The 15,453-nt window shown below is 73.5% G+C and carries 16 protein-coding genes; 5 read left to right on the forward strand and 11 right to left on the reverse strand.

From position 1 onward, the window contains the following. Positions 1-89: 89 nt before the first annotated feature. Positions 90-1,037: an aldo/keto reductase gene (locus ABGB01_RS07155; protein ID WP_347771514.1), complete on the reverse strand. Its 948-nt coding sequence runs from the start codon at positions 1,035-1,037 to the stop codon at positions 90-92. Between the two features lie 250 nt (positions 1,038-1,287). Here ABGB01_RS07155 and ABGB01_RS07160 point away from each other — a divergent pair, with 250 nt between their 5' ends. The 5 genes from ABGB01_RS07160 to mshC are packed head-to-tail and all read left to right on the forward strand — an operon-like array spanning position 1,288 to position 5,226. Continuing rightward, positions 1,288-1,974, forward strand: coding sequence for an MSMEG_4193 family putative phosphomutase (locus tag ABGB01_RS07160; RefSeq protein WP_347771516.1), 687 nt, complete (start codon positions 1,288-1,290; stop codon positions 1,972-1,974). 9 nt (positions 1,975-1,983) lie between these two features. Then, entirely contained in the window at positions 1,984-2,532 is a 549-nt protein-coding gene (locus ABGB01_RS07165; protein ID WP_347771518.1) for a DUF3090 domain-containing protein, read from the forward strand. After that, a complete protein-coding gene (locus ABGB01_RS07170) occupies positions 2,529-3,293 on the forward strand; it encodes an SCO1664 family protein (protein WP_347771520.1) in 765 nt (254 codons plus the stop codon). The genes ABGB01_RS07165 and ABGB01_RS07170 overlap by 4 nt, the downstream gene beginning before the upstream one ends. Positions 3,294-3,341: 48 nt before the next feature. Further along, positions 3,342-3,992 carry an NRDE family protein gene (locus ABGB01_RS07175; protein ID WP_347771522.1) on the forward strand — a complete coding sequence of 217 codons (651 nt, stop codon included), beginning with the start codon at positions 3,342-3,344 and terminating at the stop codon, positions 3,990-3,992. A gap of 10 nt (positions 3,993-4,002) precedes the next feature. Further along, positions 4,003-5,226, forward strand: a complete 1,224-nt coding sequence (mshC, locus tag ABGB01_RS07180) for a cysteine--1-D-myo-inosityl 2-amino-2-deoxy-alpha-D-glucopyranoside ligase (protein WP_347771524.1) — start codon at positions 4,003-4,005, stop codon at positions 5,224-5,226. A 29-nt stretch (positions 5,227-5,255) separates the two neighbouring features. On the opposite strand, the gene ABGB01_RS07185 is transcribed toward mshC, so the two are convergent. The 10 genes from ABGB01_RS07185 to ABGB01_RS07230 form a co-directional block, all read right to left on the reverse strand. After that, positions 5,256-5,795 (reverse strand): isochorismatase family cysteine hydrolase, encoded by a 540-nt coding sequence (locus tag ABGB01_RS07185; protein ID WP_347771526.1) that lies wholly within the window; start codon positions 5,793-5,795, stop codon positions 5,256-5,258. 2 nt (positions 5,796-5,797) lie between these two features. Next, on the reverse strand, positions 5,798-6,760 hold the full coding sequence (locus tag ABGB01_RS07190) for a UDP-glucuronic acid decarboxylase family protein (protein ID WP_347771528.1): 963 nt from the start codon (positions 6,758-6,760) through the stop codon (positions 5,798-5,800). Beyond that, on the reverse strand, positions 6,757-7,644 hold the full coding sequence (locus ABGB01_RS07195) for a glycosyltransferase family 9 protein (protein WP_347771530.1): 888 nt from the start codon (positions 7,642-7,644) through the stop codon (positions 6,757-6,759). The genes ABGB01_RS07190 and ABGB01_RS07195 overlap by 4 nt, the downstream gene beginning before the upstream one ends. Further along, positions 7,635-8,309 (reverse strand): SDR family oxidoreductase, encoded by a 675-nt coding sequence (locus ABGB01_RS07200; protein ID WP_347771532.1) that lies wholly within the window; start codon positions 8,307-8,309, stop codon positions 7,635-7,637. The genes ABGB01_RS07195 and ABGB01_RS07200 overlap by 10 nt, the downstream gene beginning before the upstream one ends. Then, positions 8,306-9,640, reverse strand: coding sequence for a PfkB family carbohydrate kinase (locus ABGB01_RS07205; protein ID WP_347771534.1), 1,335 nt, complete (start codon positions 9,638-9,640; stop codon positions 8,306-8,308). The genes ABGB01_RS07200 and ABGB01_RS07205 overlap by 4 nt, the downstream gene beginning before the upstream one ends. Further along, the gene (locus tag ABGB01_RS07210) at positions 9,637-10,185 is read right to left on the reverse strand and encodes an SIS domain-containing protein (RefSeq protein ID WP_347622160.1); all 549 of its coding nucleotides are present in this window, start codon (positions 10,183-10,185) and stop codon (positions 9,637-9,639) included. The genes ABGB01_RS07205 and ABGB01_RS07210 overlap by 4 nt, the downstream gene beginning before the upstream one ends. A gap of 2 nt (positions 10,186-10,187) precedes the next feature. After that, positions 10,188-11,375: a glycosyltransferase gene (locus tag ABGB01_RS07215; RefSeq protein WP_347771536.1), complete on the reverse strand. Its 1,188-nt coding sequence runs from the start codon at positions 11,373-11,375 to the stop codon at positions 10,188-10,190. Further along, positions 11,372-12,394 carry a glycosyltransferase family 9 protein gene (locus tag ABGB01_RS07220; protein ID WP_347772105.1) on the reverse strand — a complete coding sequence of 341 codons (1,023 nt, stop codon included), beginning with the start codon at positions 12,392-12,394 and terminating at the stop codon, positions 11,372-11,374. Before ABGB01_RS07220 ends, ABGB01_RS07215 begins: the two co-directional genes overlap by 4 nt. Before the next feature lie 233 nt (positions 12,395-12,627). After that, the gene (locus ABGB01_RS07225) at positions 12,628-13,647 is read right to left on the reverse strand and encodes a glycosyltransferase (protein ID WP_347771538.1); all 1,020 of its coding nucleotides are present in this window, start codon (positions 13,645-13,647) and stop codon (positions 12,628-12,630) included. Continuing rightward, positions 13,644-15,287, reverse strand: a complete 1,644-nt coding sequence (locus ABGB01_RS07230) for a carbamoyltransferase C-terminal domain-containing protein (protein ID WP_347771540.1) — start codon at positions 15,285-15,287, stop codon at positions 13,644-13,646. Before ABGB01_RS07230 ends, ABGB01_RS07225 begins: the two co-directional genes overlap by 4 nt. Between the last annotated feature and the right edge of the window lie 166 nt (positions 15,288-15,453).

Below are 15,453 nucleotides of genomic sequence, written 5' to 3' on the forward strand. Positions count from 1 at the left end.
GGACATCCCCGGTCGGACGCAGGCGTTTGCCGGGTAAAGTTGCGATTCGGTATCGACTAGTGATACACGAGAGAGTCTCTCGTTCCCGGTCAGTCGAGTGACGACACGTCATCGAGGGCCTCTCGGATCTCTATGGGCAGCACCACGTCTTCGGCGGGCAGGATGCCCTTGAGCTGCGCGTGTGTACGCGCTCCGACGATGGCGGAGGCGACGCCGGGCTGGTCGCGCACCCACGACAGCGCCACCGCCAGGGGCGAGACGCCGAGCCCGTCGGCGGCGGTCATGACCGATTCGACCACGCGCCGGCTGCGCTCGTCGAGATAGGGGCGGACGAAGTCGGCGAAGTGCGGGGTGGCGGCGCGAGAGTCGCCGGGGACGCCGGCGCGGTATTTGCCCGTCAGCACCCCCCGGCCCAGCGGTGACCAGGCCAGCATGCCCACGCCGAGGTGGTTGGCGGCGGGCAGCAACTCCCGCTCGGGCTCGCGGGCCAGCAGCGAGTATTCGGCCTGCGCCGAGGTGATCGGGATGCGGCCGGGGATCATCTTCTGGGTGACCGCGGCGGCGGCCAGTTGCCAGCCGGCGTAGTCGCAGACGCCGGCGTAGACGGCGCGGCCGGAGGAGACGATCGCGTCGAGCGCGGCCAGCGTCTCCTCCAGGGGCACCTCGGAGTCGTAGGTGTGCAGCTGCCAGAGGTCGACGTAGTCGAGCCCGAGCCGGTTGAGCGAGTCGTCGACGGCGGCGATCAGGTGGCGCCGTGAGGCGTCGCGGGGCCGCCGGCCCGTGGGGGTGACCACGGCCTTGGTGGAGATCACCAGCTCGGAGCGCGGCACCGAGTCGCGCAACATGCGCCCCAGCAACCGCTCGGAGTCGCCGCCGGTGTAGACGTCGGCCGTGTCGACGAGGTTGCCGCCCGCGTCGAGGAACGTGCGGAGCTGGGCGGCCGCCTCGTCCGTGTCGGTGTCACGCCCCCAGGTCATCGTGCCGAGCCCCAGCCTGGACACCGACAGTCCGCTGTGGCCGACATAGCGCTGCTCCATGATCCCGCCAGGTTACCAACAAGAAACCTGCCCAGCAGGCTGCCGCTCCGCTGTTGTCGGTGGTCAGGGCTGTAGCGGCGACCCGCCATGCCGTTTTCTCATCGGCCGGCCGGAGATCTGCTCAGCGGGTGGTGGTTCGCGGTCCACGGGGGAGGGATGGCCTCTCGTGCGATCGGGCGACGGCGCCGGGCCAGTGCGGGAGGCCCGGCCGCGGTGATCGGCTGTGATCGGCGCCTGCGACACTGGCAGGGTGACCACGTTGCTTCTCGCCCGGCACGGGCTGACGGATCTCACAGGGCCGGTGCTGGCCGGCCGTACCCCGGGAGTGCACCTGAGCGAGGCGGGCAGAGCGCAGGCCGCGGCGCTCGCCGGGCGCATCGCGGGCGTCGGTCTCGACGCCATCGTCTCCAGCCCGCTCGAACGATGCCGGGAGACGGCCCAGGCGGTCGCCGACGGGCGCGCGGCGGAGGTGGTGATCGACGAACGGTTCATCGAGTGCGGCTACGGCGAGTGGACCGGGCGGCCGCTGAAAGAGCTCGCCCGCGAGCCGCTGTGGCAGGTCGTCCAGGCGCATCCGAGCGCGGTGGCCTTCCCCGGCGGCGAGGCGCTGACGGCGATGCAACATCGGGCGGTCGCGGCGGTCAGGGAGTGGAACGAGCGGGTCGGGGAGAAGGGTGTCTACCTGGTCTGCAGCCACGGCGACGTGATCAAGGCGATCGTCGCGGACGCTCTGGGCCTCCACCTCGATCACTTTCAGCGGATAACAGCCGATCCTGGAGCGCTCACCGTCATTCGCTATGCGCCGCTGCGTCCCTTTGTGCTCAGGCTTAACGATATGGGGGAATTGAGGCTTCCCGAGGATTCGGAGGAGAAAGACGGGGGAGAAAACTTCACCGGGAGCGATGCTGCCGTCGGCGGCGGACCCGGAACCACGTAAGGTCAGGCTATGCCGGTCTTCGACTACGACCCACCAGAGAGGTTCGTCGCCGGTGCCTTGGGGCAGCCGGGCGCGCGGGTCTTTTTTCTGCAGGCCAGGGCCGAGGGCAGACTGACCACGGTGGCGCTGGAGAAGTTGCAGGTCGCTGCGCTGGCGGGCAGGCTCGACGAGCTGCTCGACGAGGTGTTGCGCCTCAGCGGGGGCACCGCGCACGTGCCCGCGCTGGCGCCCGCCGACCTGTCCGACGACGCGCCCCTGGACGTGCCGGTCGCGGAGGACTTCCGGGTGGGGACCATGGCGCTCGCCTGGGACTCGGACAGATCGCAGGTGGTGATCGAGGCGCAGGAGGCCGTCGACGAGGACGACCTCGACGGCCCCGACCCCGCGGTGCTGCGCGTACGCATCAGCGCCGGGGCCGCCCGCGCCTTCACCCAGCGAGCGCTGCAGATCGTCGCGGCGGGCCGCCCGCCGTGTCCCCTGTGCAGCCAGCCGCTCGACGCGGCCGGTCACGTGTGCGTCCGTCTCAACGGCTACCGCGGGGGTGAGGCGGCTTCATGACCGCTCCTGAGAGCGAACCGGCCGTCAAGTCGTCCCCATCGCCGCCCCTGCACGAGGACGAGGCGCACACGCTCCTGCGTGACGGCCGCCTGGAGGTGGCCGGCCGCCTGGTCGAGGCGACCAACATGACGCTCTACTGCTCGGTCAAGCTGGGCTCCCGCACGGCGGCCTGCGTCTACAAGCCCGTACGCGGTGAGCGCCCGCTGTGGGATTTCCCCGACGGCACCCTGGCCGCCCGCGAGGTGGCCGCCTACGAGGTGTCCCAGGCGACCGGCTGGCGCATCGTGCCGCCCACGGTCTACCGCGACGGCCCTTTCGGGCCTGGCATGTGCCAGCTCTGGATCGACACCGAGCGTGAGATCGATCTCATGCGGCTGGTCAAGAGCCGCAACCCGGTCGTGCGCCGGATGGCGGTGTTCGACGCCGTGGTCAACAACGCCGACCGCAAGGGCGGTCACCTGCTGCCGCTGCCCACCGGCCATGTCTACGGCGTCGACCACGGGGTCTGCTTCTCCGTCGAGGACAAACTGCGCACGGTGCTGTGGCAGTGGCGCGGCAAGCCGCTGGCCCGCGAGGCGGTGGCGGTGCTGGCCAAGCTGGAGCGCGACCTCGAGTCGGGCTCGCTCGGGCGCAGGCTGCGCGAGCTGCTCACGCCGGCGGAGGTGGAGGCCACCTGGCAGCGCGTCAGGCGACTGCTCGACACCGGCGTGCACCCCTACCCGCCGGAGGGCTGGCCCGCCATCCCCTGGCCGCCGATCTGACCCGACCCCGGAAGCCACGCGACTTGGGCCGTTGATTACCCTTTGCCCATGTGCACGCTGATCGTGAGAACCGGGCGGCCGCTGACGCTCATGGGTGTGAGAGACGAGCTCACCGACCGCCCGTGGGAAGGCCCGGGTGAGCACTGGCCCGAATACCCCGGCGTGATCGGCGGGCGCGACCTCAAGGCCGGCGGCACCTGGCTGGCCGTCAACCCGGCGGCCCGCCGCGCCGCCGCCCTCCTCAACGGCCGCGGCCGGGCCGCGCGGGAGACCACGAAGATCTCCCGTGGCGACCTGGCGCTTCGGGCCGCGTACGGCGGAGACTTCCCCGATGCCGACCTGACCCGCTACGACCCCTTCCATCTGGTGCTGGCCGACCTGTCGCGGGTGCGGTTGTTCAGCTGGGACGGTGAGCGGCGCACCGAAGCCGAGCTGCCCGAGGGCACCAGCATGGTGGTCAACTCGGGCCTTGATCCGGGAGACGAGCGGGTGCTGGCCTACCTCCCCAGATTCGCGGAGACGAGTGCCTGGCACGAGCTGGCCGCGGCGGAGCCGTCCTCCGACCCGGGCGCGCTCATCGTCCGGCACGAGATGCCCGACGGCCGCGTCTTCGCCTCCCTTTCGGTGATGGAGGTCGAGATCGAGGCCGGCGGCGTGACGTACGACTTCACCGACCTGACCGCAGATCGGGACGGATAGGCTCGAAGACATGCGATCGTGGTCTGCCCCCAACATACCCAAGCTCCCTGGTGAGAGCATCCCGCTGCGTCTCCACGACACCTCCGCGAAGCAGGTCCGGCAGACCGATCCGGGGCCGAGCGCCAGGATGTACGTCTGCGGCATCACCCCCTACGACGCCACCCATCTCGGCCACGCCAACACCTACCTCGCCTTCGACCTCGTCGGCCGGTTGTGGCGCGACGCGGGCCACGAGGTGCACTACACCCAGAACGCGACCGACGTGGACGATCCGCTGCTGGAACGGGCCACGCAGACCGGCGTCGCCTGGCGCGAGCTGGCGGAGCGGGAGATCGAGCTGTTCCGTAGCGACATGGAGGCGCTGCGGATCGTGCCGCCCCGCGAGTACGTCGGCGTGACCGAGGTCGTCGGCCAGGTCGCCGACCTGATCGCCAGGCTCTCCACCAAGGGCGTCACCTACGACCTCGACGGCGACGTCTACTTCAGCGTGGCCGACGCGCCCAAGTTCGGGCAGGTCTCCGGCTACGACGAGGACGAGATGCTGGCGCTGTTCGCCGAGCGCGGCGGCGACCCCGACCGGCGGGGCAAGCGGCACCCGCTCGACTGGCTGCTGTGGCGCGCCGAGCGGCCCGGCGAGCCCGCCTGGGACTCGCCTCTCGGCAGGGGCCGGCCCGGCTGGCACATCGAGTGCACCGCGATCGCCCTCGACAACCTGGGGGCGGGCTACGACGTGGCCGGCGGCGGCTCCGACCTGATCTTCCCGCACCACGAGTGCGGCGCCTCCGAGGGCCACGCGGCCACGGGGGAGTGGCCCTTCGCCAAGTTCTACACGCACGCCGGCATGGTGGCGCTCGACGGTGAGAAGATGTCGAAGTCGAAGGGCAACCTGGTCTTCGTCTCCAAGCTGCGCGAGCAGCACGACCCGATGGCGGTCCGGCTCGTGCTGCTCGCCCACCACTACCGCGCCGACTGGGAATACGTGCCCGAGCTGATGGCCGAGGCCGAGCGCAGGCTGGAGCTGTGGCGCCGGGCCACGGCGCTGCCGTCGGGACCGCGCGCCGGCGAGCTTCTGGCCACGGTGCGCGAGCGCCTGGCCGACGACCTCGACGCGCCGGGCGCGCTGGCCGCGGTCGACGCCTGGGCCGCCGGGGCGCTGGCCGGCGAGGGCCCGGACACCGGCGCTCCCGGCCTGGTCAGGGACGTGGTGGACGCCCTGCTCGGCGTTGAGCTCTAGCAGGCTCCGGCAGGGGACGGGAGCCCGCGCTAGGTGAGGCAGCCCCTGGCCGGGGTGACCTCGGCCGACATGTTGCGCTCCATCATGCGCAGCGCCGCCAGCCCGAGGTCGCGGTGGATCGCCGCCACGCAGTCCGGCGGCACCATGATCGAATAGTGCCGGATGTACGCGTCCAGCGCGCTGTACAGGATGCACTGCTCGGTCACCTGGCCCGCCAGCAGGACCGTGTCCGTCCCCAGCTGCCCGAGCAGGTACTCCAGCGGCGTCCCGAAGAACGCGCTGTGCCGCACCTTCGGCAGGAACGAGCAGTCCGCCGGGGGCACGATCGGCTCGACCAGGTCCGGCCGGTGGCCGCCGAGCGCCCGCGCCACCAGGTCCTCCCTGGTCGCGGTGAAGTCGCCGTAGTTGTCGTTGACGTAGATCAGGTCCACGTCGTCGCGCGATCGTGCCCGGCCGATGAGCTCGACCAGCGGCGGCAGGATCGGCTGGACGGCGCGCTCCAGCAGCTCGGCGTCCGCGTGCTCGTACGGGTTGAGCATGTCGACGACGACCATCGCGGTCCTGGCCATGATCAGACCTGCAGCTGTTCGAGCTGATCCATCGAGGCCAGCTCGGCGGTGAACCACTCGATCGTGCGCCTGAGCCCTTCGGCCGCCGGCACCTGCGCCCGCCAGCCCAGCTGCTCGGCCGCCAGCGACGTGTCGGGCCGCCTGACCTTGGGATCGTCGGCGGGACGGTCGATGAAGACGATCTCCGACGACGACCCGGCCAGCTCCTTGATCATCGTGGCCAGCTCCAGCATGGTCAGCTCGTCCGGGTTGCCGATGTTGACCGGGCCGCCGAAGTGGCTGCGGGCCATCGCGAGGATGCCCGCCACGGTGTCGTCCACGTAGCAGACCGAGCGCGTCTGGGAGCCGTCCCCGGTGATCGTGATCGGCTCGCGCTTCAGCGCCTGCCTGATGAACGTGGGGATCGCCCGGCCGTCGAACGGGCGCATGCGGGGCCCGTAGGTGTTGAAGATGCGCACGATCCCGGTGTCGGTGCCGCGCGAGTGGCGGTAGGCGGTGGTCAGCGACTCGGCGAAGCGCTTGGCCTCGTCGTAGACGCTGCGCGGGCCGACCGGGTTCACGTTGCCCCAGTACGTCTCGCGCTGCGGATGCTCCAGCGGGTCGCCGTACACCTCGCTGGTGGAGGCCAGCACGAACCTGGCGCCCTTCTCCCTGGCCAGCCCCAGCGCGTGCAGCGTGCCGGCGCTGCCCACCCGCAGGGTCTCGATCGGGTAGCGCAGGTAGTCGGCGGGCGAGGCGGCCGAGGCGAAGTGCAGCACGAGGTCCAGCCGGTCGGGCACGTGCACGTACCCGGTCAGGTCGCACTCGATCAGCCGGAACTCCGGCCGGTCCATCAGATGCTCGACATTGCGCGGCCCGCCGGTCAGGAAGCTGTCCATGCAGACCACCTCCGCACCCTCGTCCAGCAGCCGCTCGCACAGGTAGGAACCGAGGAAGCCGGCGCCCCCGGTGACCAGAGCCCTCATGACGTGACCTCCAAGGCAGCGTCGACGACTTCGGAAACTTCGATCTTCAACAGGCCGGGATCCGGCCGCTCGCCGTGCGGATCCCCGTTCCGCCCGGCCCACAGAGCCACGTGACGCCACCCGGGCGGCGGCCCCCACAGGGCGGGGGAGACCGGCCCGAACAGTACCACCGACGGGACGCAGAACGCCGTCGCCAGGTGTGCGACCCCGGTGTCGCCGCACACCACCAGCCGCGACCGGCTGACCAGGTCGACCAGGTCGGCCATGGTGGTACGCCCGGCCGGCACCCGCTCGGGCGGCAGCCCCGCCAGCTCGGCGACCCGCCTGGCCAGCGGCGCCTCCTCGGCGTTCCCCGTGACGACCACGTCGTCCAGCGCGGCGGCGACCTCCGCGAAACGTTCCGGCGGCCAGCGCCTGGCGGGATAGGCGGCGCCCGGATGCACGATCGCGGGCCCCGTACGGTCGGAGACGCCGAGCGTCAGGTCGGCGGGGTCGGTGCCGATGCCGTGCCATTCCAGCAGCCCGCACCAGCGCCGCACCTCGTGCACACCCTCCGGGTACGCAGGGCCCGTGCCGAAGCTGATCAGCCGGCCGGGACCGGTCGCCCGCAGCGCCTCGATGCTCTGCGGGCCCTTGCCGTGCAGGTTCACCGCGATGTCGGGGCGCTCGAACGGCACCCCGTCCATGGGGATCGGCCCCGGCCCCGACACGTCCACCTGCTCGTCCACCGCCCCGGTCAGCGGCGGCAGGGCGTCCAGCCCTCGCGGCGCCGCCAGCGTGATCCGGTGCCGGGGAAAGGCCTGCCGCAGCGCCCGCAGCGCGGGCACGGCCGTGAGCAGGTCGCCCAGGCCGAGCCCGCGGAGCACCAGGAGATCTAGGGCCATGACGTCTCCGTGGACGGGCAGACGACGAGCTCTCTCACCTCGCATCCGGCCGGCTGCCGCAGCGCGAAGACGATGGACTGGGCGACGTGGGCCGGATCGTTCAGCCCGGCCTCGGGCCCCGGCTTGTACTGCTCGGGACGGCCGTCGAAGAAGCTCGTACGCATGCCGCCGGGGATCAGCAGGGTCACCCCGACCTCCCCGCGCAGCTCGGTCGCCAGCGCCCTGGTGAAGCCGACCACGCCGAACTTCGACGCCGAGTACGCCGACGCGTCGCTCAGCGGCCGAAGGCCCAGCGTCGACGCGCAGGTGACGACCGTGCCGCGGGTGTGCTTGAGATACGGCAGCGCCGCGCGTACGACGGAGGCCGTGCCGAGCAGGTTCACCCGGACGACCCGCTCCCAGTCGTCGGCGGGGACGTCCTCCAGGCGCCCGCACGCGTCGATGCCCGCGGCCGTCACCACGCCGTCCAGGCCGCCGGCCCGCTCGGCCAGCTCGCGTACGGCCCGCTCGGCCTCCCCCCGGTCGGCCAGATCGGCCGTGACGTGCTCGAAACGCTGGTCGGGCGCCCGGACGTCGACGACCAGCGCCCGCCAGCCCTCCTTCTCCACTGCCTCGGCGGTGGCCAGTCCGAGCCCGGAAGCTCCCCCGGTGATGAGAATGTTCACTGGATCTCCTTGATCAGATTGGTGGTCGAACGTCCCGGCAGCGTGCTCAGCACGACGGTCTCCGCGCCGAGCCTGCCGAGGACCTCGGATTCGGGCAGGACCTCCCCCGTGTAGTCGCCGCCCTTGACCCACACGTCGGGCCGCAGCCGCTCGATGGCGGCCGCCGGGGTGTCCTCGTCGAACACCAGCACGGCGTCCACGCAGCTGAGCGCCCTGAGCACCTCGACCCGGTCGCGCGCGTCCACGATGGGCCTCGGCGGGCCCTTCAGCCGGCGTACCGAGTCGTCGGAGTTGACGCAGACGACGAGCGCGTCGCCGAGGGCCCTGGCCCGCCGCAGCAGGCTCACGTGCCCGGCGTGCAGCAGGTCGAAGCAGCCGCCCGTCGCGATCAGCCGTCCGCCCTGGGCGCGGGTGAGCTCGGCCACCTCCAGCGCCGTGCGTGGCCGGTCGCCGAGCCGCTGCTCGCGGACCCTGACGGTGGCCGCGCCGCCGCGCTCGACGAACCGCGAGGCCTCGCCGACGCCGATCGTCGCCGCGTCCTGCACGTCGGTGCCGTCACGCAGCGCGAGCGCCGCGGTGGCGGCGAACCGGTCGCCCGCCCCGCACGCGTCCTGACCGGCGGCGCGCACCGGCGGCGGCACCGACGTCAGCGGGCCGCCCTCCACGGCCAGCGCGGCGCCCCGCTCGCCGGTCGTGACGGCCACCGCCCTGGCCTGCAGGGCCCTCACCAGGCAGCGGGCCGCCTGGTCCGGTCCGTGATAGCCGTCGGGGCACAGCAGCCGCGCCTCCGCCTCGCTCGGCGTGACCAGCGCGCAGCCGGGCATGGGACGTTCACCGCGGGGATGCGGGTCCCACACCACCGGAACGGCGACGTCGCGCAGCAGCCCGCGGGCCATCCTGGCCACACCCCTGCCGTAGTCGGACACCAGCACCGCGCCCGCCTGGAGGATCGCCTGCGCCGCCTCCTCGCTGGGGGCGTACCTGGCGGCGCCGTCGCCGGTGTCCAGCCTGACCAGCGTCTGGCCCTTCGACCTGATCCTGGTCTTGCGCACGGTGCCGCCGCGCAGCGGGAGGCGTACCAGATCGAGTTCCTCGGACAGCAGCCCGCACAGGCGGTGGCCGTCGGCGTCGTCGCCCATCGCGGTGATCAGCACGACGTCGGCGCCGTCGCGGGCGGCCAGCAGCGCCGCCAGGCCCGCCCCGCCCGGGCGGGCCTGCTCGGCGGCCACGTCGACCACGGGGACCGGCGCGTCAGGGCAGAGCCGCTCCGCGTCGCCCTCGACGTCCACGTCCAGCAGCGAGTCGCCGATGACGACGAGCGGCCCCCTCACAGCGCCTCCTCCACCGCGTCGCACAACAGGTGGATCAGCGCGAGGTGCACCTCCTGTACGGTCGCCGTCTCCTCCGCCGGCACCGCGACCGCCTCGTCGCACAGGATGGCCAGCGGGTTCGGCGCGGGGCCCGTCATGGCCCAGGCGACGATCCCGCTCTCCTGCGCCGCCGCGGCCGCGGCCAGCACGTTGGGGCTGCGGCCGCTGGTGGACAGGCAGATCAGCACGTCGCCCGCGCGGCCGTGCGCCAGCACCTGGCGGGCGTAGACCTCCTCGTGGCCGAAGTCATTGGCGATCGCCGTCAGCGCCGAGCCGTCGGCGTGCAGCGGGATCGCCGCGTAAGGACGCCTGTCGTGCCGGAACCTGCCGACCAGCTCGGCCGTCAGATGCTGGGCCTCCGCGGCCGAGCCGCCGTTGCCACAGGCCAGCAGCCTGCCTCCGGCGGACAGCACCCCGGCGAGCTTCCCACCCCAGGCCCGGACGGCGACCGCGTGGTCGTCGACCTTCTCCAGCGTGTTCCAGAGCTTCTCCAGATGAGCATCCATGATCAACCCCCCAGGGCCGCCAGATGGCCGACCTTCCCGTCGATGACCTGCGCGTACACGGCCTCCGTGCGCTCGGCCACGCGGGCCCAGCCGTACCTCTCGCGGGCCCGGCGCGCCCCCGCCGCGCCCAGCTCCGCCCGCCTGCCCGGGTCGCCGAGCACCTCGCGCAGCACCCTGGCCAGGGCGCGCGGGCGGCGCGGCGGCACCAGCACGCCCGCGCCCGCGACCGTGTCCAGATGGCCGCCGACCGCCGAGGCCACGACGGGAACGCCGCACGCCATCGCCTCCACCGGCACCATGCCGAACGGCTCGTACCACGGCACCGTGACCACGACGTCGGCCGAGCGCATCAGCGCCGGCACGTGCGAGCGCGGCACGCTGCCGATCACGTGCACGCGGTGCTCCAGCCCGTACGCCCCGGCCAGCTCGCGCAGCCGGCGCGCCTCCGCGTCGTCCCGGCCACCGCCGGCGATCACCAAGTCGGCGCCGGGCACCCCGCGCATCGCTCTGACGATGGTGTCGACACCCTTGCGCGGCACCATCCTGCCGATGCTCAGCACCAGGCTGCCCTCGGTGCGCGGTGCGACGGGGCCTTCCGCGCAGAACGCGGTCAGGTCCACCCCGCACGGCACGACCGCGACCCGCTGCTCGGGCACGCCCATCGCGCGCAGCTCGTGCACCTCGTCGGTGCAGGTCGCGAGCACGGCGTCGGCCCGCTTGGCGATCTCGCGCTCGGTGGCGATCCGGTGCGCGGGGCTGGTGTCCGCCTCGCCCTGCCAGCGCCGCTTGACGGTGCCGAGCGCGTGGAACGTCTGCACCACCGGCACGCCGGGGGCCGCCTGAAGGGCCGCCTGCCCGCTCATCCAGAAGTGGGCGTGCACGATGTCCGGCGGGCGCGCGGCCCACCGGCCGGCCAGCCGCTCGGTGAACTCCGGCATGTACGGGGGAAGCTCGTCCTTGGGGACCTGGGCCGCGGGGCCGGCGGGGACGTACTCGACCGTGACGCCCGGCGCCATGGTCACCGAGGCGGGCTGCGAGCCGCGGGTGCGCCGGGTGTGGACGACCACCGTGTGCCCGCGCTCCGCCAGCGCCAGGGCCAGCGCGGCGACGTGCACGTTCTGGCCGCCGGAATCCACGCCGCCCACCGCGGCCAGCGGGTCCGCGTGCTCGGAGATGAGATCCACCTTCACTGCGTCAGCTCCCTCACTGCCTTGACCACCTGCTCGCCGGTCACCTGGGACAGGCATGGGTGCCCGGGCACCGGGCAGGTGCGCGCCCTGCTGTCCCGGCAGGGCGCCTGCTGGTCGCCGAGCAACACCGTGGGCACGCCGTACGGGGCCCACCGGGCCGCGGGGACGACGGGGGCGAACAGGCTCACGACCGGAGTGCCGACGGCCGCGGCCAGGTGGGCGGGGCCGGTGTTGCCGGCCACCAGCACGCCCGCGTGCTCGATCACGGCGGCCAGTTCGGCGAGCGTGGTCATCCCGCCCAGGTCGACGGCGACGTCTCCGGCCACGTGGGCGGTGAGATCACGTTCTGTTCCGGTCACGACGACCTGGTGCCCGTCCTCGGCCAGCTCCCGCACCGCCTGCCGGTGCAGGCCGGCGGGCCAGGTGCGGGCGGGGGCCGAGGTGCCGGGGTGGACCACGACGTACGTGCGCTTGTCAGCGCCGGACGCGTTCCCCAGAAGTCCCGAAATATCCGGCAATGGCCGCTGAACAGCGAGTTTTCCGTCATCGTCCGGCGGCAGCAGGAACCCGGCCGCCGCGGCCACGGTCAGCATCCGCTCCGCCTCCGGCACGTCGACGCTCTCGTCCACGACGTGCCTGACGTCCAGCAGCGAGCCGGGATAGTCGTTGCTGATGGCGGTGATCCTGCGCACGCCCGCCAATCTCAGCAGCAGCGCCAGCGGCAGCGCCGACTGATGGAACGACGTCAGCACCACCGCCTCGTCCACGCCGCGCAACCGGCCGACGAGGCCGGCGACGTCGTTCCTGCTGACCGGCGGCGGGGTGTGGTCGATCCACGGGGCGTGCCACTCGATCACCTGGTCCACGCCCGGCAGGAGCTCGGCGGCCGCCCTGCCGTTCGGGCCCGCCAGGAAGACCACCTCGGCGGCCAGCGTCCGCACGGCCCTGACGGCGGGTCCCGTGAGCAGCACGTCACCCGCGTCGTCCAGGCGTGCCACGAGCACCCGCCCCCGGCCCACGCCGCTTTGCACCGGCTCACCCTGCTCGGCCGGCACCTGCCCGGATCTGTCGTGGACGGCCCGGTTCCGCCCGATCCCGCCGCGCTCCGCGCGCCGGCCCGTGCCCGCGCGTCGCCCGGTGCCTCCGCGCCGGCCGCCACCAGGCCTGCCGGTGTAGGCGGGCGCCCGCGCCGGCGCGCCCTCGGCCTGGCACGGGTTCGAGCCGCACGACACGGTTTCCGCCCAGCGAGCGCTCATCGCCGCGCCCTCCATTCCCCTCGCAACCGGTGCGCGCAGGCGACCGGCGGGATCACCAGGCTGGTGACGACCATCCGCACCACCTCGGCCGGGGTACGCGGCCCCGGCGCGATCCGGCGCCACGCGAACTCCGCGGTCAGCGCTCCCCAGGCGAGCGCCGCCACCCCCGCCGCCCGCCACCGTCCGGAACGGTCCAGGGCCGGCCCCGAGCGGGCCGCCTGCCCGCCGCGCAGGCCCCCGCGGCCGGCCGTCCCCCTGCCGCGCAGGGCGGCCGCCCCCAGGGCCGTCGCCGCGAGCGCGGCCGCGGTGGTGGCGGCGTGCAGGCGCAGGCGGCCGGGACCGCCGCCGATGGCGGCCCGCCACCCCGGCCCGTGCAGGCGCCGCATGAGCGCGTCGTCGGCGTTGCCCCGCTGGAAGCGCACGCTCGCCCAGAACCCGTCGTCGCGCACCGGATGGGTCGTCACCCGCCGTCCGCGCACCAGCCGGTGCCCCGCCCGCGTCACCCGCAGCGCGAGGTCGGCGTCCTCCCGGTACGCCCGGGAGAAGCGTTCGTCGAACCCCCCGGCGGACTCCAGCACCGGGCGCCGGTAGGCCATGTCGGCGGTCACCCACAGCGCGCCGGAGAGCCCGGCGGTGTGCCGCTCGCCGTCGGCGGGCCGCCGCCCGCCAGGCAGCGGCACCACGATCCGCCCCTGGCTGCCGGCCACGTCGTCCGGCAGGTCCACGAGGTCCTTCCAGACCGCCTCCGCCCACCCGGGTCCAGGGATCACGTCGTCGTCGAGGAACACCACCCACGGCGTCTCCGCGGCCCGCCACCCCGCGTTGCGTGCCGCGGCGGGCCCCCTCCCGAAGGAGCGGACGACCCGCACCCGGCCGGGAAGCGACTCCACGACCCCGGCGGCGCCGCCCGGCGCCGTCCTGTCGTCGACCACGATCACCGGCATGCCGGAGCCCACGGCGGCCAGCGTGTCCAGGAGCGTGGCGCGCCCGATGGTGGGGACCACCACGGTGATCACGAGGCGAACACCTCCCCGCGCCGCACCAGGTACGGCCCGAGCACGAGCACGTCCACCGGCGACGACCCGAAGCACTCCAGCGCGTCCCTGGGATCGTCGACCATGGGCCGCCCCGCGGTGTTCAGGCTCGTGTTGACCACCACGGGCAGTCCCGTCCGCGCCTCGAACTCGCTCAGCACCCGCGCCATCAGCGGGTCGGCCCCCGGCGAGACCGTCTGGATGCGCGCGGTCCCGTCCACGTGCACGACCGCGGGGATGCGCGGCGCCCAGCCGGGGTCCACGTCGTGCACGAACAACATGTACGGCGAGGGCACCGGCCCCCGCCCGAAGATCTGCGCCGCCCGCGACTCCAGCACCATCGGCGCGACCGGCCGGAACTGCTCGCGCCCCTTGACGTCGTTCAGCCGCTCGGTGTTGCGCGCGTGACCCGGGTGGGCCAGCAGCGACCGGTGGCCGAGCGCGCGCGGGCCGTACTCCGACCGCCCCTGGAACCAGGCCACGATCCGGTCGGCGGCCAGCTCGGCCGCCACCGCGGCGGCCAGGTCGGCGGGCCGGGTGCAGGGCACGCGCGCCACGTCCAGCCAGGCGCCCAGTTCCTCGTCGGTGAAGCCGCGCCCGAGCGCCGTGCCGGGCATGGGCGCGGCCGGCTCGCCGTACGCGTGCGCCAGGTGCAGCGCGCCGCCCAGCGCGGTGCCGGAGTCGCCCGCCGCCGGCTGGACCCAGATTTCCTCGAACGGCCCCTCGTCCAGCAGCCGCGTGTTGGCCACGCAGTTCAGCGCCACCCCGCCGGCCAGCGCCAGCCGCCGCTCGCCGGTCCGCTCGTGCAGCCAGCGCACCAGCTCCAGCAGCACCTCCTCCAGCCGGGCCTGCACGCTGGCGGCCAGGTCGGCGTGGTCGGAGGTCCAGGCCGCGCCCCCGCGCAGCGCCTTGGCGTATCCGCCCCAGTCGACCGGCTCGACGCGGAAGCCGCCGTCCCCGGTCGTGTAGATCACCTCGCGCAGCGCGGCCAGGTGGCGGGGCCGGCCGTAGGAGGCCATCGCCATGACCTTGTACTCGTCGCTGGAGCGCAGGAAGCCGAGGTGTTCCGTGACGTCCTCGTACATGAGGCCGAGCGAGTGCGGCAGCTCCTGCGCGGCCAGCACCTCCAGCTCGCCGTCGCGGTAGCGGCCGGCCAGGTGGGAGACGTTCTCGCCGCGCCCGTCGCACACCAGCACCGCGCAGTCCCGCCCCGGCGTCGACCACTGGGAGGCCAGCCCGGCGGACGCGGCGTGCGCCACGTGGTGCGGCACATAGCTGACCTGGCCGGGGTCCAGGCCCGGCAGCGCGGTGGACAGGAACGCGGGCGCGCGCACGGCGTACCTCGTGCGCAGGTCCTCCCAGTCGCCCTCCGGCTTCTGGACCACCAGGGAGGGGTCGTAGGAGTAGGCGACGGCGTCGATGTCCTCGGGGGAGAGTCCCGCCTCCCGCAGGCACCACGCGGCGGCCAGCTCGGGCAGTTCCCAGGCCGAGAACGCCAGCGGCCGCTTGCCGTGCTTGCGGCGGCTGAAGCGCTCCTCCTCCGCGGCGGCGACGATCTTGCCGTCGACCACGAGCGCGGCGGCCGGGTCGTGGAAGATCGCGTTGATGCCGAGAAACTTCATGTCCCCTCCCCACAGATGTCGAGAACCGCTACCGACAGGAGCGGCTCTCAAACATTCGGCGACCTCAGGACGTGCGGAAACGGGCTTCTGCGCCGGGAGATTGTCACGCTAAGTAGTTGTTTGTCGGTTGAGGGCCCGGGTAGCTGCGGGGCACGCGACGGAGGTG

Source organism: Nonomuraea sp. B5E05 (genome assembly GCF_039880665.1).
Lineage (GTDB): Bacteria > Actinomycetota > Actinomycetes > Streptosporangiales > Streptosporangiaceae > Nonomuraea.